The organism is Pseudaeromonas aegiceratis (assembly GCF_046254905.1).
Lineage (GTDB): Bacteria > Pseudomonadota > Gammaproteobacteria > Enterobacterales > Aeromonadaceae > Pseudaeromonas > Pseudaeromonas aegiceratis.
Window position 1 is genome coordinate 3087120 of the sequence record NZ_CP158016.1, and the last position, 16087, is coordinate 3103206.

Consider the following 16087-nt stretch of genomic DNA (forward strand, 5'->3'; position numbering starts at 1 on the left):
GGTTACTTCGCCTCCGGATACCACTTGTCCAACAGCGCGGAGGAGCGTTGCAACTCCTGCTGCCAGGTGTTGCTCTCCACCACCTGGGGTTTCAGCATGATGACCAGCTCCGTCTTGGTGTTGACGTCCTTGCGGTTGGTGAAGGCCTGACCCAGAAAGGGGATGTCCCCCAGCAGGGGAACCTTGCTCACCTGCTGTTCCTTGTTGGTGCGCATCAGGCCGCCGATGACGATGATGTCGCCGGACTTGGCCTCCACCACGGTATCCGACTCGCGGATGTCGCTGTAGGCCAGCGGCAGGGTCAGGGTGTTGTCATCCCCCAGGTCGATGGTCTTCTGCTGCTCGGTGACGTCGATGACCGAGGGGTGCACGTGCAGCAGCACCTTGCCGTCATCGTCGATCTGCGGCGTCACATCCAGGGCGATACCGGAGAAGAAGGGGGTCAGCTCCACGTCCGGGCTGGAGGTGGTGGAGGTGCCGGTGACCGTGGTGGTGGAGACGTCGGTGACGAAATACTCGTCGCTGCCCACCTTGATCACCGCCTTCTGGTTGTTGATGGCCGTGACCCGCGGGCTGGAGAGTGTGCTCACGTCCCCCTGGGTCTTCAGCATGTTGATCACGGCGCTGAAGGTACCGTCGCTCAGCAGGAAGCTGGCGCCGCCGCCGATGGCCTTGCCGATGGTGTTGGTGGTGGTGGGGATGGCCACCAGGGAGCCGCCGGTCAGGGCGGTGGCCCCGGCACTGATGGAGAAGTTATCCCACTGCACCCCCTGCTCGTAGCCCTCGTTGAGGGTCACCTCCAGTATCTTGGCCTCCAGTATCACCTGGCGCTTGAGGTGCTGCTCCGACTGGTTGAGGTACGCCTTCACCGCCCGGATGTCGGCCGGCATGGCCCGCAGGGTGACGAGGCCCGCCTGGGGATTGACCTGCACCATGCGGCCGTCGCCGCTGCCCACCAACTTCTGCAGGGTCGTCTGTAGCTCGGTCCAGAAGTCGGTCTTGGTGTCCGTCTCTATGCTGGTGCCGTTGGCCGAGCTGGTGTTGCTGGTATTGCCGCTGTTGCTGGAGCTGGAACTGGAGCTGCTGCTGGAATCACTGCTGCTCAAGGTGTTGCTGCTGCCCTGATCCGACACCCGCCCTGAGTTGATGGTGGTGCGGGAGAGGCCCTGGCGGGTCATCATCAGATAGTTGATGGGCAGGGTCTCGGTGCGCAGGCCGGCGGGATAGACATGGTAGACGTTGCCCTTGCGCTCTATGTCGTAGCCATACAGGCTGGAGACGGTATCCAGCACCTCCGGCAGGGTCACGTCCCGCAGCTCCAGGGTGATGCGGCCGCTGACCCCGGGGTGCACCGCCACGCTGTAGCGGCTGTCCCGCATCAGGGAGCCGAAGAAGTCGCTGGCCTCCACCTCCTTGGCCGCCACCCGGAAGCGTTGCTCCGCCACCTGGGGCCGGGCCACCGGCAGCATGGGATTGCTGGGCAGCAGTTCGTCATTCACCGCCTCGGGCACCTGCAGGGGCGCCACCGCCGCCTTCTGGGCCTCCTTGAGGGTCTGCTTGGCATCGCTGGGCACGGGATGGTGATAATGGCTACAGCCCCCCAATCCCAGGGCGAGCAGCAGTGTGGTCCAGGAGGTCTTTGTCATAGCGTTAATACCTGACCTTGCGAGAAAACAGCACCAGCCGGTGGCGTTCTTGGCCCCGGCGCAACACCACGGCGTCAGCGCCGATGGACTCAATCTTGTAGCCGGCCACCCGCTGCCCCACCAGGTAGCTGTGGCCGTTGAGGATGGCCTGACGGGCCCCTTGCCCCAATATGATGGCCTGCAGCTGGGGCAGACCGGCCTGCACCGCCGTCGCCTGGCCGCGGGTGCCCTGCAGGGGACGGGTGGGATCGGTCAGGGTCTCGGCCGCCTGGGCCAGGCACAGGGCCCCCAACAGCCAAACCAGCAGGACTCGGTTCACGCTAGCCACCGATAAACTCCTTGTTGTCGCTCAGGGTGTAGAGCTCCAGCTCCACCTCGGCCAGGGGATACTGGCCCACCTGGTACTCCAGCCGCTGCCAGTAGAAATGCTCCGGCAGCTGCTCCAGGGCCCGCAGGTAGCGGTAGGTATCGGCGAAGCCGCCGGCAAAGCGCAGGCGCAGGCCATGCTGATAGAAATTCACCGGTCCCTCCTCCGGCAACAGGGGGGTGGGGCTCAGGGAGGCCAGGGAGAGCAGGCGCAGCTTGCCGGACTCGGCCAGCAGGCGGCGCAGCACATCCGGCATCTGCCGGGCGGAGATGAGATCCACCGTCTGGGCTTGCAGCTGCTCGTCCACCTGTTCCAGGGCCGCATCCACCTCCTGCAGGGCCTGGCGCAGCGGCTGGTTGGGATCCCGCTTCAGCAGCACCTGCCGGGTCTCCAGCTCGGTCTGGGCCAGGCTCAGGGATTGGGCCAGGCTCCTCGCCTGGGTGCGACTGGTGGTCAGGGCCTTGGCCTGGGGCTCCAGCACGAAGGCGTACAGCGGCAGCAGGATCAGCAAGAACCCGGCCAGGGCCACCATGCCCCGCTCACGCATAGTCATCAAAGTGGTACGCTCACAGGCGCGTTGCCAGAAGGCCTTCATTTGCCCTTGCCTCCCGTGTGCGCGTTGAGATCGAAGTGCAGGCGGCCGGCCTCGTCCCGCTGCATCTTCAGATCGGCGAAGCCCTGGCCGGCCAGGCTCTGGGTCTGCTTGAACCTATCCAGCCAGGCAGGCACCGCCTCGCTGCTGCGGCTCTCCCCGGCGAGGCTGAGCCGTCCCTGATCCAGGCGGATGTGCTGCACCGCGATGTCCGGCCCCCCCACCCGGGCCAGATCCGCCAGCAGGCCGGCCATGCCCTGGCTCTTCAGGCGGGCGCGGCCGTTCAGTTGGGTCATCAGCTGCTGCTTGCCGGTGAGCAGGGCGCGCCGTTTGGCCAGCTCGGCAGTCAAGCCTGCATCCTGCTGGCGCGCCTTAATTTGCGCATCCAGGGCATCGCTCTGCTGCTTGAGGTGCAGCAGCCGCTGCTGCACCTGGCGGTTGGCCTGCTGCTGCTGGCTCAGCTGCCATTGGCTCAGCCCCCACCAGGCCAGCAACAGCAGCAGCAACCCCAGCCAGCCCGCCAGCATCTGCGGCAGGGTCAGCCACTGGCGCTTGGGGCGAAATTCGTCGGTGTAGAGGTTGACCCGCAGTTTCATGCCGCCGCCCCCTGCAAGACACCGTACAGGGCCAGGTAGGGCAGACCGGCGGCCACCGCCGGGTTGGCCAGGGCCTGCACGTTCATGGAAAACTGCTGCCCCAGGTGGCGCACCAGGCCCCCCAGATCCGCCCCCTCACAGGCCACCCACAGCTGGCCGGCCTCCGGCAGCTTGAGCTGGCTGATGAGGTAATCCAGGGAGCGCTGCAGCTCCAGGGCCAGGCTGTCCAGCAGATCCGGGTCGGCGGCGCCCTCGGTGAGGCGGGCGAAGCCGCGCAGTTGGCGGGTGAAACAGAGTTGTCCCTTGTGCACCACCAGCAGTTGCGGCTCCTGGCGGGCGGGTTGGAACAGCAGCAGCTGCACCGCGTCGCTCACCCCCAGCAGATCCGCCAATGCCAGCTCCTCGGTGACGATGGACTCAAGCTGCGCCTGGGCATTCACCGCCTCGGCGATCTGGGCCACCCGGCTCTTGGGGGTCACCACCACCGCCAGGCGCGGGGCGGCCGCCGGGTTGCTGCGCAGCTCGAAGTAATCCATGGCCAGCTGCAGCACGGGTTCGCTGACGAAGTCCTTCACCGCCCAGGGCAGGGCCCCCGGCAGCTCCTCGTCCGGCACCTTGGGCTTTTCCACCTGCAGCACCTGGTACAGGCTGGGGGCGAGCACCACCTGCACCCGTGCGCCCTGCAACTGCAGGGGCTGCAGCAGGCCGGCCAGGGCCGTGCCCCACTCACCGGCGTGAGCGACACTCGCCTCCACAAACTGCCCCGGCTTGCCGGGCTGGTAGAGGCGCACCCGCTCCGCCGACAAGCCCACGGCTATGGTCGGACGATTGGGTCGCCGGCGCCCAGCCAGCCAATTGCGGATCCCCGTCATGCCTGCTGCCCCTTAGCTGCAACATTCTGAAAAATCAAACCGGCGAAGTGTACCATGGTGCCGATCTTCGCTCTAGATAAGGGACCGACGGCCCGGCTCATTTGCCGGCCAGCTCCCGTTTTCGCCGTTTGGGCGGCGCCGCCGTCGGCTCCGACGGTGAGGCCAGCCAGAATCCCTGCCCCAGGGAGACCCCCAGGCCCCGCAGGCAGCGCCACTCCGCCTCGGTTTCCACCCCCACGGCGATGACCCGGGTGTGGTCGTTGTCGCAGCCCCCCACCAGGGAGTGCACCGCCATCTGGTTCAAGGGCCGGTTATGGATTTCCCGCACCAGACTGGGGTGCAGCTTCAGGAAATCCAGGGAGAACTCCCTGACGTAGTCGGTGCTTTGCACCTCGCGGCCCGCCTGATCCACCGTCAGGCGGCAGCCCAGCAGACGCAGGGCCCGCAGGGGGCGACGCAGGGCCGCCTGATGCCGGCCGATGAGGGACTCGTTGATCTCTATGATGAGGCGGCTGGCCTTGTCGCGGCCCAGCCGCACCAGGGCCATCACCAGACCGCGGGAGAACTCCCGGTCCAGCAGGCTCTCGGCATGGAGGTTGACGCTGAGCGGCATGGGGGTCTCCGCCAAGCGCTCCAGCGCCTGCTGGAGCATCAGCCGGTCGAAGGCCAGCTGCAGCCCCACCTTGTCCACCATGGCCATGACGCCGCTGGCGGGCAGGGGCTCCCCCTGCTCGTCGTGGAGTCGCACCAGCATCTCCGCCTGCTCGGTCCGGCCGTTTGGCTCCGCCAGTACCGGCTGCAGGGCAAAGGGCAGACGCCCCAGCTGCAGCTGACGCTCCAGGCGGCTGCGCCAGCGCACCGACCCCGTCTCCAGCGCCTCCACCTGCAAGGGCTTCTCGTAGAGGAAGACGCCGCTGCCCCCCTCCAGTCGGGCGCTGCGCAGCGCCTGCTCGGCCTGCTCCAGCAACTGCTGGGCCGACTCGCCGGGCTGGTAACAGACGCCACCGATATACAGGCACTGCTCGGGATCCACCTCGGCGGGCAACGGCAGGCGCAGCAGGCTTTTGAGCAGCTGGCGGGCCAGCAGCACCACCTCTGCCTCGGCGGCGTTGGTCAGCAGCAGGGCAAACCGACCGCCGTCGTGGCGGGCCAGCAAGGCGCCGGGCTGCTTGCCGACGAAGGCCTGCAGGTAGCGGACGCAGCTTTGCAGCAGCAGATCCCCCTCGGCATCACCGTGTCGCGCATTGATCTGCCCCAGGGCCGCCAGCTCGAACAAGAGCACGGCCCCCACCCCGGAGGCGGGATCCGCCATGGCGGCCTCCAGCCGGTTGCTGAAGAACAGGCGGTTGCCGATGCCCAGCTGCTTGTCGATAAACACCTTGCGGCGGATGAACATGTCGAAGCGGCCCCGCTCCTTGCGGGCCTCCCGCAGCTCGCCCAGCAGGCGATCCAGCGCCCGGCTCGCCGCCTCGGGCCACTCGCTGGCCGGGTCATGCTTGAGCCGCCCCAGCTGGTCGTTGAGGATCAGCTCGCTGCGCTCCGCCAGGCGCACGGCGCCCCGCAGCTGGCGCCTGAGCCAGGCGATGGCCAGCCAGACTCCCAGGCTCACCAGGGTGATGCCGGCGGTAATGCCAAACAGGGGCCCCTGCAGGTACTCCAGATCCGACAGGGGCGGCAGCACATAGAAGGTGACCTGCAGGGCCGGATAACGGTCGCCGTGCAACCGCTTCACCAACAGCTTCTGGGCGGGATCACCGGGATCCGGCTGGTCGTTGTCCTGGAAGCTGAACAGGGGCTCGCCGCGAAAGGCGATCTCCACCTGCTTGACCCGGTTGGCCTTGAGGATGGGGGGCAGCCAGACCGTCAGCGACGGCAGCTGCCGCCGGGAGAGGCCATCCTCTTCGATGATGTGCACCACCGCCTGCAGCTCCCGCTCCAGGAAGCCCTCGGCCAGGTAGTGAAAACTCAACGCCATGGAGACCATCACCACCATGACGGTGGCAATGACACACAGGGCCAAGAAGGCGGCGATCTGATTGATGAGTTTCATGGCCGGTCACCTGCAACCGGACGGAAGGGGCCGCATCCTGCGACCGGGACACACAACTGCACTAGCATGATAACGTCTCCATTCCCTGGACGCCGCTACCTTACCCCGAGCCGCCGCCCGAGACCATAGTCAGAGGCCGCCAGCGTGCGCCGGGGCTATCTTAGCGCCGCCACCCCTGCTAGGGTGTCGCCACTGCCCGGCCGACCGCCGGCCAACGAGGATAACGACCATGCAAATCTGGGTGGATGCCGATGCCTGTCCCAAGGTGATCAAGGATATTTTGTTTCGCGCTGCCGAGCGTACCGGCCTGAGCCTGAGCCTGGTGGCCAACCAGCCGCTGAAGGTGCCGCCCGCGCCCAATATCCGCAGTCTGGTGGTGCCGGCGGGGTTTGACGTGGCGGACAACGAGATAGTGCGGCGGGCCGAACCCGGCGATCTGGTGATCACCGCCGATCTGCCCCTGGCCGCCGAGGTGATAGAAAAGGGCGCCCGAGCCCTCAACCCCCGCGGCGAGCTCTACTCTCCGGACACCATACGCCAGAAGCTCACCATGCGGGACTTCATGGATACCCTGAGATCCAGCGGCATCCAGACCGGCGGCCCCGCCACCCTGAGTCAGGCGGATCGCCAAGCCTTCGCCAACGCCCTGGATCGGCTGCTGGCCAGGCAAGGATAAGCCCCTCGGCCAGGCGGCAGTAAGCGGTAAGAGACGGGCCTGGCATGCGCCAGGCCCGTTGTCACGCGACCGTCAGGCAAGCCGGCTCGCCGCCAGCTTGTCCGACAGGCATCCCCTTTACTCTTGCCAACTCCACCCTTCGGGTAAGTCGGGCAATGCCCAGTTATGAATATAATTGATGACCTTTAACGAGTCGTCCGCCGCCTGGGTAAAACCGCGGGCTGCCGTGTTAGAAAACAGATCGGTTGGCGCCACATCATTAAATACCTGGGGATAAGCATCCTCCAGCAGGGTAATGGTCTGACGCGTTAACGCGCTAACGACAGTTCCCTCTTTATTAGACGGAAGGATCAGGGTCGCTTGCACGCCAGAAAACATGCCGCAGGCCGATTGGCTATCATAAACAGTCGGATTTCGACAATAGCTTTCATTGGTGACACCACGGTAATAGCCGTAAGTATTATCTTGCACCCCAGCCACATTTTCAAAATCAAAGTAACCGGCGGCCGTATTGATACCCAGTATGGTGTTGATATTGATCACCAGATCCAATGTGATGGTGCCCGTTTTATCACCAGAGGCTGACAAGAAAGCCGCCGCGACATTCAGATCTTCACGGGTCAGGCTATTGTCAAACAGGTTGTCCAGCTCATTGCCTGGGCTCGGCCTTGAATCATCGGTAAAGATACTGCCGGTCAGCATTAACTGCTTATAAAGTGCCAGGTTTTCCAGCGGCGCATCGATCGTCTTCTGACTGTCGTCCGCGAAGTGGACCACGATCCGGCCAGCCGGATCCGAGCTGATCGCGATGCCGGACCTGATGGTGGTCAGCGCCTCCTCAAGGGCGGAGTCAATGACGGCGACCGGAGAGCGCGCCACGCTCAGACGGCCAAAATCGACCTCTTGGGTGTAATCCTCGCCGATGATTTCACAATCCCCATCGAGGGGGATCAAGGGCAGGCCGGCAAGTCCCGTCGAGAGATCTGTGCCAAATACCTCGGTGAAGACCTCCCAATTAACCATATCGGCAAGCGCTACCAGTCCGGCGGGTAATGCTTCGGTTGTCGTATTGGCAATCGGCTGGAGACAGCCCGTTCTGCTATCGGTATAACTGGGTAGATAAATGCCTTCCTCGTCTTCTGCCCAGGAGAAAAGAATAGGCTCACCATTGGCATCGCGAACAATGACCCAGAGATCGCCATACAACTCTCCTTTTATTCCACCTGAACTCCCATTGCCATTATTTGAATTACCTGAGCCAGGATTGTTACCCCCCTTGGCCGCCAGAGATAAATTCGGAACGACAACGGTCACCACCAAGAATAGTGCGGCCAGAAGAGAGATGGTATTCACCACCCATCTCTTTGCCGGTGAATAGTCTCTCATAAGAACCTCCCATAGCAGTCACCTTATGCAAGGCACGCTATTTTTTTGAAAATGGCGCGGCTGACTACGGCCGTCACCACTCAAGATCAACATAGAGCAGCGCTTGTCATATTTTTTAATACCCCATGCATAAATTGATAAAGATCAAATTAGCCAGGCAGAATGAGAACAATGTTTTAAAGACCCAGAAAACAGATAGTTTTATGCATATAAATCGCATTCAAATGAGCACTATTTGGCCCATGCCCGGCGCACCAGGTCCCCCAGGCGGCCCAACCCTGGCCCCGATGACGCGCTATCCTCACCGGGTCCACCACCCAATCGTCATGCGGCGCAGGCAGACTGCTTACCAACCCAGCTCGATGACAAGGAGACAAAGATGGAACTATGCGCCCATCGCGGCCTGTCCGGTCAGGCCCCGGAAAACAGCCTGAGTGCCTTCATCCTGGCGGCGGAGGCCGGCCTCCCCTGGGTGGAGCTGGATGTCCAGCTGAGCGCCGACGGCGTGCCCATGGTGATCCATGACGAGTCCGTGGATCGCTGCAGCGACGGCCATGGCCGGGTACGGGATCTCAGCCTGGCCCAGATCCAGGCGCTGGACGGCGGCAGCTGGTTCGATCCCACTTATGCCGGTGAGGCCATCCCCACCCTGGCGGACGTGCTGGCCCTGTGCCTGCGCTACCCCCTCAAGGTGAACGTGGAACTCAAGGCCTATGAGGTGGCGGATCTGCCCGCCCTGTGCGAGGCGGTGGCCCAGGTCATCGAACACCTGGCCCTGCCGGCGGACTCATTGCTGTTCTCCAGCTTCGACACCCAGGCCCTGGCCCTGATGCAGCGCCGGCTGCCCCAGGTGCGTCGCGGCCAGCTATGGCAGCGGATCCCCGCCGATCCCCTGCCCACCCTGGCGGCCCTGGCCGCCTGGAGCGTGCACTGTGACTATCGCCACCTCACTGCCCATCAGGCCCAGCGGATCAAGCAGGCCGGCTACCGGTTGCACTGTTACACCCCCAACGATCCCGCCTGGCTGGTCCAGGCCACCGCCTGGGGTGTGGATATGCTGATCAGCGATCATCCGGCGCGCTTTGCCGGCTAGCCCACGGCAGGTGCGAGAGACAGGCGTAGGCGTTATGCTTGACCCCAGGTAAAAAACACCAAGGATCAAGGGAATGCTGGAACCCGACCTACCCGCCGACGAGGCCATGCGCCTGGCGGATCTGCACAGCATGAACCTGCTGGACAGCCCGGATGAGGAACGCTTCGATCGCCTGACCCGGCTGGCCCGCCGCCTGTTTGACGTGCCCATCGCCCTCATCAGCCTGGTGGACCAGGACCGCCAATGGTTCAAGTCCTGCATCGGCCTGCCGGTGCGCCAGACACCGCGCAATATCTCCTTCTGCGGCCATGCGATTCTGAGCGAGGCGCCCCTGGTGGTGGAGGATACCTGGCAGGATCCCCGCTTTGCCGACAACCCCTTGGTGACGGGCGAACCCCATATCCGCTTCTACGCCGGTCACCCCTTGCAGATCAGCACAGGCCGCCGGCTCGGCACCCTGTGCCTCATCGACCAACGGCCCCATCGGCTCAACGAGGAGGATCGCCTATTGCTGGCGGATCTGGCCGCCATGGCGGTGCGCGAGCTGGAAGCCCTGACCCTGGCCACGCTGGACGAGCTGACCCAGATCAGCAACCGACGTGGTTTCCTGCAACTGGCGGACAAGAGTCTGCAGCGCTCCTACCGTCAGCAGCAACAGGCCTGCCTGCTGTTTATGGATCTCAACGGCTTCAAACAGATCAACGACCAGTTCGGTCATGCGGAGGGCGATCGTGCCCTGCAGGAATTCGCCCGGCTGCTGAGCCTGGAGTTTCGCCAGGCGGACATCTTCGCCCGCCTGGGGGGCGACGAGTTCGTGGTGCTGCTGCCCGACTGCGACCGGCTGCAGGCCGAGGGGGTGCTGGCTCGCTTCCGCCTGGCGTTGCAGCGGATGAACAGCGAGGCCAACCGCGGCTACCAGATCCGCTTCAGTGCCGGGGTGGTGGAATACCACCCCGATCAGCCGCCGGAGCTGGCGGCTCTGCTGGCCCGGGCGGATGAGCATATGTACCGCAGCAAGCCCGGTCACGGGGAGAACGAATATGCCATCTGAGGGACCGGGTCCCCGGCGCGGCCTACTGGCCGACCTGCCCACCCATCTCGACGCCGAGCGGTTCGAGCTGCTGCAGCAGGCGGGCGAGGTGCGTCTGCTGCGCATCCTCTCCTGCGGTCAGACCGCCCCCGAGACCGGCTGGTTCGATCAGGACGAGGACGAATGGGTCTGCCTGCTGCAAGGGGCCGCCCGGCTGGAATTTGCCGAGGCCGAGCCCATCCGCCTGGGGCCCGGCGACAGCCTGCTGATCCCCGCCCACTGCCGCCACAAGGTGGCCTGGACGCCGGCGGATCAGATCACCGTCTGGCTGGCCCTGCACCTGCCCGCCCCCCGCTAAGAGGCCAATGGGTCGCATTTTTACAAGATGGTGCGGCCGGGCCACTCTACCCTGATGGCTCCTTACTCAGGACAAGAAGGAATCCATCATGAGTCTCAAAGCCGCCTTTATCTTCGTCGCCCCCCAAGCCGATCCCAGCCAGCACCAGGCCCAGGTCATCACCCCGGAGGTGGAGGTCACCACCTTCGCGGTCGCCAACTACCGCCAGGCCGAGGATCTGGTGCCCCAGCTCATCGAGCGGGGCTTCGTCGCCATCGAGCTGTGCGCCGGCTTTGGCCACGACGGCGTGGCACGGGTCAAGCGGGCCGCCGCCGGCCGCATCCCGGTGGGGGCGGTGCGGTTCGACGCGCATCCCGGCCTGGAGTTTCAAAGCGGTGACAGCCTGTTCGGCTAACCCGGCGCAGCCCCTGGGCAAGGGCCCGGAAGGGCGTAATATGGTGCCATCTGCCACCCAGGAAGCCCCCATGTCCGCCCTGCCGCCCCACCGCTGGAGTCAGGCCCCCAGCGCCGATCTGGCCCCCTTCGTGGATCGCCTGTGGGGCTGGAGCCTGCCGGCGGGCACCCCGCTGCCACCGCTGTTTCCCGGCACCGGCAGCGAACTATTCTGCCACCTGGCCAGCCGACCCCAGCTGGCCGATGGCCACCCTGTGCCCCGTGGGCATCTGCTATGCCCACGGCGGCAGACCCTGCAGCTCGGCGCCCCCGGCCCCCAGCAACTGCTGGCCATCCGCTTCAAGTCCGGCCAGCTGCGCCACTTCACCCCCTGGCCCTTCGCCGAGCTGGCGGATACCCTGCTGCCCCTGGAAACCCTGTGGCCCGAAGAGGGCGAGACCCTGCTGGCCGCCCTGGCCCAGAAGCCAGCGCCGGCCCAGCAGATCGCCCTGGTGGAAGCCAGCCTGCGGCGCCAGCTGGCCCGCTGCCAGCAACCCCATCAGGCCGGCGAGGATGCGCTGATCCAGCGGCTCTACTATGCCCCCAACACCCCCATCCCCCGTCTGGCCGACGGCCTGGGCTGGAGTCGCCGCCACCTGGAGCGGCGCTTCGGCCAGCGCTTTGGCGTCAGCCCCAAGCAGTTCGCCCGCCTGGCCCGGCTGCAGCACAGCCTGCGCCAACTGGCCCTGGAGCCTCAGCTTGAGCTGGTGCAGGTGGCCCTGGCCCGGGGCTTCTGCGACCAGGCCCACTTCAGCCACGACAGCCTGGCCCTCACCGGCCTGACCCCGGGGCAGCTGCGCCAACAATTGCTGCACGGTCTCCACTGCTACCACACCCCCTCCCGACAGCCGGAATAGTCAGCCAACAGCCGTCAAGTCCCTAGGCCGCAACCGCTTGCGGTGCTATGGTTAGCGGCTTGTCGGGCCCATTCTCGGTCCGCCGCGCTGCCGGCTTCGCTCCCCTCTCCGGTCCAGGCCCCAGTTCCACGGCGTCACACCAGGCCCATCGCTGCCATCAATCAAGGAAGAGTCGTCATGATGTTAGGACCGCTCATCAACAGCGGCGCCATCGTGCTGGGAGGTCTGGGGGGCGCCGTGCTGGCCCGCCTGATCCCCCAGCGCCTGCAACGGGGGCTGCCGGCCACCTTCGCCCTGGCCTCCATGGCCATCGGCATCAGCATGATCGTCAAGGTGCATTACCTGCCGGTGATGGTGATGTCCCTGATCCTGGGCACCGCCGTGGGGGAACTCTGTTATCTGGAGAAGGGGGTCAGCCGGGCCGCCAGCACCTTGCAGCGCCGCTGCCAGCGCTGGCTGCCCCTGCCCCGGGGCCTCAACCAGGAGGCCTTCGCCCAGCAATTCACCGCCATCATAGTGCTGTTCGGCGCCAGCGGCCTGGGGGTGGTGGGCGCCCTGACCGAGGGCATTGACGGCAACTATCAGCTGCTGCTGGTGAAGGCCATGATGGACCTGCCCACCGCCGTCATCTTCGCCATGAGCCTGGGGCCCAGCGTGGCCCTGCTGGCCCTGGTGCAGCTGGCGGTACAGGCCCTGCTGTTCCTGCTGGCCAGTGTCATCATGCCCTACATGGATGCGGTGGCTTATGCGGACTTCAGCGCCGTGGGGGGCATCATCATGCTGGCGGTGGGGCTGCGCATCGCCAAGATCATGCCGTTTGCGGTGGTGAACTTTCTGCCGGCGCTGCTGTTCGTGCTGCCCTTCTCCTACCTGTGGCGCCACTTCTTCGGCTAGCGGACGCCCCGCGGCGGCCGGTTGCCGCCATGATCACCGCAAGGGGGAAGGATGGCCATCCTGACCATGCTCAACCAGGTCACCATACTGTTTGTGCTGATGGGGTTGGGCTTCGTGCTGGCCCGCCGCCGGGTGCTGGACGAGCACGTCTGCCAGCAGCTCACCTGGCTGCTGTGCTACATCGTCATGCCCTGCCTGATACTGCATGCCTTCCAGACCCCCTTCAGCGCCCAGCGGCTGCACTACTTCCTGGCCATGTTTGCGGTGGCCACCGGCCTGCACCTGTTGTGCATCCTGCTGAGCCAGGGCCTGCTGAACCGCCATACCCTGGGGGATCGCCGCCTGCTGCCGGAGATGCGCTTCGCCTGCGTCTACCCCAACTGCGGCTTCATGGGCATCCCCTTGATCAGCGCCCTGCAGGGCAGCAGCGGCGTCTTCTACGGTTCCGTGTTCATCACGGTGAACGGCATCTTCGTCTGGAGCCATGGCCTGATGAGCTTCACCGGCCGCTTCGATCGCCAGGCGGTGACCAAGGCCCTCTACAACCCCAATATTCTGGCGGCCCTGGTGGGGCTTCCCATGTTCCTCAGCGGCTGGCACCTGCCCGGCGCCCTGCAGCAGAGCCTGCTGTACGTGGCCAATCTCAACACGGCCCTGTCCATGCTGATCATCGGTGCCGCCATGAGTCGCATCCGCCTGGTGGGCAGCTGGCGGAGTGGTGCCAGCTGGTTGTGCGTGCTGCTGCGCAACCTGCTGCTGCCCCTGGTCTGTCTGCTGGCCCTCTGGCTGTGCCGGGTGCCGCCGGATCTGGCCCTGTGCGCCCTGGTGCTGATGGCCTGCCCGGTGGCGGGCATCACGGTGATCTTTGCCCAGCTCACCGGCCGCGACACCCAGTTCACCGGCCAGACCCTCACCCTCTCCACCCTGCTGAGCATCCTCAGCCTGCCCCTGCTGCTGGCCCTGGCCCACCAGCTGGGCGGCTAACCGGGCTCGACCCGCGGGCGGCGGCGGTGTAAAAAGGGGGCCTCTGCCCCCGACCCGAGGTGCCCATGGTATTGCACAAGACGCTGCGGCTGGTTGCCGCGTTCGAAGCCCTCAAGGGGCTTCTGGCCCTGGCGGCGGCCTCCGGCCTGTTGCTGCTGTTGCATCAGGATCTCCATGCCATCGCCGTCCGGCTGGTGGAGCATGCCCACCTCAACCCCGCCGCCCACTATCCCGGCATCTTCATCCAGGCCATCGACCACCTGCAGAATGTCCGTTTCACCCTGCTCGCCCTGGGCGCCCTGGCCTATGCCAGCATGCGCTTCGTCGAGGCCTACGGCCTGTACCGCAACGCCTCCTGGGCCGAGCTGCTGGCGGCCTTGAGCGGCGGCATCTACCTGCCCTTCGAGGTGATGGAATGCCTGCACCGCCCCGATGTGCTGAGCTACGGCCTGCTGCTCACCAACCTGCTGGTGGTGGCCATCATGGTCCAGGCCCTGCGGGAGCGCCGTCGGCAAGCGTCCACCGGTCTGCGTTGAGGAGTCCCCGTCACGCCGGCGCCTTTGGCGTCAACCACAGCCGGGGCAGGCCGTCCGCGCCCACCGTCATCTCCAGCTGAATGGCCCGGGCCGCCAGCTCCCGTGCCAGCCAGCGGGGCGGGTGATCACAGCGGATCTGCAGCCGGGTGAAGGGCTGCGCCTGCAAGAACGGCAGCAGCAGCTGCTGGGAATTCAGGCCGCTGGCGGCCAGGCTCTGCACCAGGTCGATGACGAAGCTGCCGGCCACTCCATCGGCCGTGGGCTGCGGCAAAAAGCGCGCCCGCGCCTCTGCCGACAGCGGAGCGCCTGAGCCCTGCCCCCGGCAGCGCCCCGGCTGCCGCTGGCTGTCGTCTGAGGCCGATGCGGCGTGCTGCGCCAGGCGCTGGCGGCGGATCGCCGTCAGCCCGGTCGGGATGTCGCCCCGCAGGCACCACATGCCCACGCCGAAACCGTCCAGAATGGCGCGGACGAAGCCGTGCATCTCCCGCACCGCCAGATCCCGGCAGCCGTGCCGGTGCAGGCGTTTGAGCAGCTGGATCACCTGATGGCGCATCGCCGCCAGATCCCCCTGGGCCAGGGCGAAGGGGAACGCGGCCCCCGCTTGCCAGGGCCCGGCCTCCCCCTCGGCCTGATACAGGCGGATCTGCCCCGCCCCCGGCAGGGACTGGCTGGCCCCCGCCCCATCCTCGAAGACCGCTATCTGCATCAGGCTAGCCCCCCATGCCATGCTGCTTGCCCTTCATCGCCACTATGTCGATGCGCACCACCCGGGTGGCCGTCAGGTTGGCCTGGGGATAGTGAAACGACTGTGGGGTGAAGCGGGCGACGATGCGATCCAGCGCCGCCACCTTCTGCTGGGGATCCTCCACCAGGCGGCAGATCCCCTGACCGATGACGGTCCTGTGCCTCGCCTCGAAGTTGCAGGCCTGGGCATCCGGGATCACCCCCTGATAGTCGCTGATGCAGAAGCAGACCTTGGGGTTGCGGGCCAGCAGATCCATCTTGGTGCCCCCCTTGGCGGAGTGAAAATAGAGCGCCTCCCCGTCATAGGCGTAGAACAGCGGCAGCAGGAAGGGCTCGTCGCCGCTGGCCATGGCCAGGTGCATCAGGTGGCCGGCCGCCAGTATCTGTTTCAGCTGCGCCGGGTCCTGGATCTCTCTGTCCTCCCGGCGCATGGCGCCATGGGGGTGGCCGTCGCCCATGGGCGGCAGTGTCATGCTCATCGGCAGCTCTCCTTAGCCGGTCAAAAGGGTTCCGTCGACACGGCCACCAGGCCGCGGCGGATAAAATGGCTCACCAGCTCGCCGCAGATCGCCAGGGCGCCCCGGGCGTCCTCCATACCCGGCGTGCCGTGGTGATAATGCTCCAGGGAACAGATGCCGAAGATGGCATCCAGCGCCCGGATCTTGGCGTTGAGCTCCTCGGGGAAGTCCGGTTCCACCTCCTCCACTGTGCACACCAGGCTGGCGTAGTTGTGGTTGAAGGGCATGGCATCGTGATAGGCACACAGGGCAATCAGGTAGCACTCGATGGCGATCGAGGCCACGTTAAACACCAGGCTGGCCGGCTTGCCCTCCTGGGCGAACTGGCAGGCGCGGGCGTGGTAGCCCTCCGCATCCAGCATGTTGCGCCGGTAGCGCTGCCGGGCTTGTTCAAACAACATCTTGCTCATGGTCACCTCCTGGGGTGAGGGTAACGGCGGGCCTGAGCCCGCCGGG

19 protein-coding genes are annotated in these 16087 nt (G+C 65.8%); 9 read left to right on the forward strand and 10 right to left on the reverse strand.

Annotation, left to right across the window (positions count from 1 at the left end; genetic code table 11):
- Positions 1-2: 2 nt before the first annotated feature.
- The 6 genes from mshL to ABHF91_RS14575 form a co-directional block, all read right to left on the reverse strand.
- On the reverse strand, positions 3-1646 hold the full coding sequence (mshL, locus tag ABHF91_RS14550) for a pilus (MSHA type) biogenesis protein MshL (RefSeq protein WP_409420975.1): 1644 nt from the start codon (positions 1644-1646) through the stop codon (positions 3-5).
- 4 nt (positions 1647-1650) lie between these two features.
- The gene (locus tag ABHF91_RS14555; protein ID WP_409420976.1) at positions 1651-1974 is read right to left on the reverse strand and encodes an MSHA biogenesis protein MshK; all 324 of its coding nucleotides are present in this window, start codon (positions 1972-1974) and stop codon (positions 1651-1653) included.
- Complete coding sequence (locus ABHF91_RS14560) at positions 1967-2569, reverse strand: MSHA biogenesis protein MshJ (protein WP_409420977.1); 603 nt, start codon at positions 2567-2569, stop codon at positions 1967-1969. The genes ABHF91_RS14555 and ABHF91_RS14560 overlap by 8 nt, the downstream gene beginning before the upstream one ends.
- Positions 2570-2604: 35 nt before the next feature.
- Positions 2605-3201 (reverse strand): PilN domain-containing protein, encoded by a 597-nt coding sequence (locus ABHF91_RS14565; protein ID WP_409420978.1) that lies wholly within the window; start codon positions 3199-3201, stop codon positions 2605-2607.
- A complete protein-coding gene (locus tag ABHF91_RS14570) occupies positions 3198-4073 on the reverse strand; it encodes an MSHA biogenesis protein MshI (RefSeq protein ID WP_409420979.1) in 876 nt (291 codons plus the stop codon). The genes ABHF91_RS14565 and ABHF91_RS14570 overlap by 4 nt, the downstream gene beginning before the upstream one ends.
- A 97-nt stretch (positions 4074-4170) precedes the next feature.
- Positions 4171-6123 (reverse strand): EAL domain-containing protein, encoded by a 1953-nt coding sequence (locus ABHF91_RS14575; protein ID WP_409420980.1) that lies wholly within the window; start codon positions 6121-6123, stop codon positions 4171-4173.
- Between the two features lie 229 nt (positions 6124-6352).
- On the opposite strand from ABHF91_RS14575, the gene ABHF91_RS14580 reads away from it, so the two are divergent.
- Complete coding sequence (locus ABHF91_RS14580; protein WP_409420981.1) at positions 6353-6799, forward strand: YaiI/YqxD family protein; 447 nt, start codon at positions 6353-6355, stop codon at positions 6797-6799.
- Positions 6800-6916: 117 nt separating this feature from the next.
- Here the strand turns inward: ABHF91_RS14580 and ABHF91_RS14585 are convergent, their stop codons facing one another.
- Complete coding sequence (locus tag ABHF91_RS14585) at positions 6917-8185, reverse strand: hypothetical protein (RefSeq protein WP_409420982.1); 1269 nt, start codon at positions 8183-8185, stop codon at positions 6917-6919.
- A gap of 379 nt (positions 8186-8564) precedes the next feature.
- Between ABHF91_RS14585 and ABHF91_RS14590 the strand changes: the two genes are divergently transcribed.
- The 8 genes from ABHF91_RS14590 to ABHF91_RS14625 all read left to right on the forward strand — a co-directional run bounded on the left by ABHF91_RS14590 (position 8565) and on the right by ABHF91_RS14625 (position 14369).
- Positions 8565-9278, forward strand: coding sequence for a glycerophosphodiester phosphodiesterase family protein (locus ABHF91_RS14590; protein WP_409420983.1), 714 nt, complete (start codon positions 8565-8567; stop codon positions 9276-9278).
- A 73-nt stretch (positions 9279-9351) separates the two neighbouring features.
- The gene (locus ABHF91_RS14595) at positions 9352-10329 is read left to right on the forward strand and encodes a diguanylate cyclase domain-containing protein (protein ID WP_409420984.1); all 978 of its coding nucleotides are present in this window, start codon (positions 9352-9354) and stop codon (positions 10327-10329) included.
- Positions 10319-10666 (forward strand): cupin domain-containing protein, encoded by a 348-nt coding sequence (locus tag ABHF91_RS14600; protein ID WP_409420985.1) that lies wholly within the window; start codon positions 10319-10321, stop codon positions 10664-10666. Before ABHF91_RS14595 ends, ABHF91_RS14600 begins: the two co-directional genes overlap by 11 nt.
- 88 nt (positions 10667-10754) lie before the next feature.
- Positions 10755-11060: a DUF6506 family protein gene (locus ABHF91_RS14605; RefSeq protein WP_409420986.1), complete on the forward strand. Its 306-nt coding sequence runs from the start codon at positions 10755-10757 to the stop codon at positions 11058-11060.
- 40 nt (positions 11061-11100) lie between these two features.
- Positions 11101-11955: a helix-turn-helix domain-containing protein gene (locus ABHF91_RS14610; protein WP_409420987.1), complete on the forward strand. Its 855-nt coding sequence runs from the start codon at positions 11101-11103 to the stop codon at positions 11953-11955.
- Between the two features lie 177 nt (positions 11956-12132).
- Entirely contained in the window at positions 12133-12849 is a 717-nt protein-coding gene (locus ABHF91_RS14615) for a DUF554 domain-containing protein (protein ID WP_409420988.1), read from the forward strand.
- A 51-nt stretch (positions 12850-12900) separates the two neighbouring features.
- A complete protein-coding gene (locus tag ABHF91_RS14620) occupies positions 12901-13833 on the forward strand; it encodes an AEC family transporter (protein WP_409420989.1) in 933 nt (310 codons plus the stop codon).
- 65 nt (positions 13834-13898) lie between these two features.
- Entirely contained in the window at positions 13899-14369 is a 471-nt protein-coding gene (locus ABHF91_RS14625) for a DUF2127 domain-containing protein (protein WP_409420990.1), read from the forward strand.
- A 10-nt stretch (positions 14370-14379) separates the two neighbouring features.
- On the opposite strand, the gene ABHF91_RS14630 is transcribed toward ABHF91_RS14625, so the two are convergent.
- From ABHF91_RS14630 to ABHF91_RS14640, 3 genes are read right to left on the reverse strand one after another with little or no spacing between them, the layout of a single operon-like run.
- Entirely contained in the window at positions 14380-15075 is a 696-nt protein-coding gene (locus ABHF91_RS14630) for a Fe-only nitrogenase accessory AnfO family protein (protein WP_409420991.1), read from the reverse strand.
- A 4-nt stretch (positions 15076-15079) separates the two neighbouring features.
- Positions 15080-15592 carry a pyridoxamine 5'-phosphate oxidase family protein gene (locus ABHF91_RS14635; protein WP_409420992.1) on the reverse strand — a complete coding sequence of 171 codons (513 nt, stop codon included), beginning with the start codon at positions 15590-15592 and terminating at the stop codon, positions 15080-15082.
- Positions 15593-15612: 20 nt separating this feature from the next.
- Positions 15613-16041 carry a hypothetical protein gene (locus tag ABHF91_RS14640; RefSeq protein ID WP_409420993.1) on the reverse strand — a complete coding sequence of 143 codons (429 nt, stop codon included), beginning with the start codon at positions 16039-16041 and terminating at the stop codon, positions 15613-15615.
- Between the last annotated feature and the right edge of the window lie 46 nt (positions 16042-16087).

Excerpts from the sequence above, each read along its gene's own strand:
- ABHF91_RS14565 (WP_409420978.1), bottom strand. The coding sequence starts at position 3,201 with ATGAAACTGCGGGTCAACCTCTACACCGACGAATTTCGCCCCAAGCGC.
- ABHF91_RS14595 (WP_409420984.1), top strand. The coding sequence starts at position 9,352 with ATGCTGGAACCCGACCTACCCGCCGACGAGGCCATGCGCCTGGCGGAT.
- ABHF91_RS14590 (WP_409420983.1), top strand. The coding sequence starts at position 8,565 with ATGGAACTATGCGCCCATCGCGGCCTGTCCGGTCAGGCCCCGGAAAAC.
- ABHF91_RS14620 (WP_409420989.1), top strand. The coding sequence starts at position 12,901 with ATGGCCATCCTGACCATGCTCAACCAGGTCACCATACTGTTTGTGCTG.
- ABHF91_RS14570 (WP_409420979.1), bottom strand. The coding sequence starts at position 4,073 with ATGACGGGGATCCGCAATTGGCTGGCTGGGCGCCGGCGACCCAATCGT.
- mshL (WP_409420975.1), bottom strand. The coding sequence starts at position 1,646 with ATGACAAAGACCTCCTGGACCACACTGCTGCTCGCCCTGGGATTGGGG.
- ABHF91_RS14640 (WP_409420993.1), bottom strand. The coding sequence starts at position 16,041 with ATGAGCAAGATGTTGTTTGAACAAGCCCGGCAGCGCTACCGGCGCAAC.
- ABHF91_RS14610 (WP_409420987.1), top strand. The coding sequence starts at position 11,101 with ATGGTGCCATCTGCCACCCAGGAAGCCCCCATGTCCGCCCTGCCGCCC.
- ABHF91_RS14615 (WP_409420988.1), top strand. The coding sequence starts at position 12,133 with ATGATGTTAGGACCGCTCATCAACAGCGGCGCCATCGTGCTGGGAGGT.
- ABHF91_RS14605 (WP_409420986.1), top strand. The coding sequence starts at position 10,755 with ATGAGTCTCAAAGCCGCCTTTATCTTCGTCGCCCCCCAAGCCGATCCC.
- ABHF91_RS14630 (WP_409420991.1), bottom strand. The coding sequence starts at position 15,075 with ATGCAGATAGCGGTCTTCGAGGATGGGGCGGGGGCCAGCCAGTCCCTG.
- ABHF91_RS14625 (WP_409420990.1), top strand. The coding sequence starts at position 13,899 with ATGGTATTGCACAAGACGCTGCGGCTGGTTGCCGCGTTCGAAGCCCTC.
- ABHF91_RS14580 (WP_409420981.1), top strand. The coding sequence starts at position 6,353 with ATGCAAATCTGGGTGGATGCCGATGCCTGTCCCAAGGTGATCAAGGAT.
- ABHF91_RS14575 (WP_409420980.1), bottom strand. The coding sequence starts at position 6,123 with ATGAAACTCATCAATCAGATCGCCGCCTTCTTGGCCCTGTGTGTCATT.
- ABHF91_RS14600 (WP_409420985.1), top strand. The coding sequence starts at position 10,319 with ATGCCATCTGAGGGACCGGGTCCCCGGCGCGGCCTACTGGCCGACCTG.
- ABHF91_RS14635 (WP_409420992.1), bottom strand. The coding sequence starts at position 15,592 with ATGAGCATGACACTGCCGCCCATGGGCGACGGCCACCCCCATGGCGCC.
- ABHF91_RS14585 (WP_409420982.1), bottom strand. The coding sequence starts at position 8,185 with ATGAGAGACTATTCACCGGCAAAGAGATGGGTGGTGAATACCATCTCT.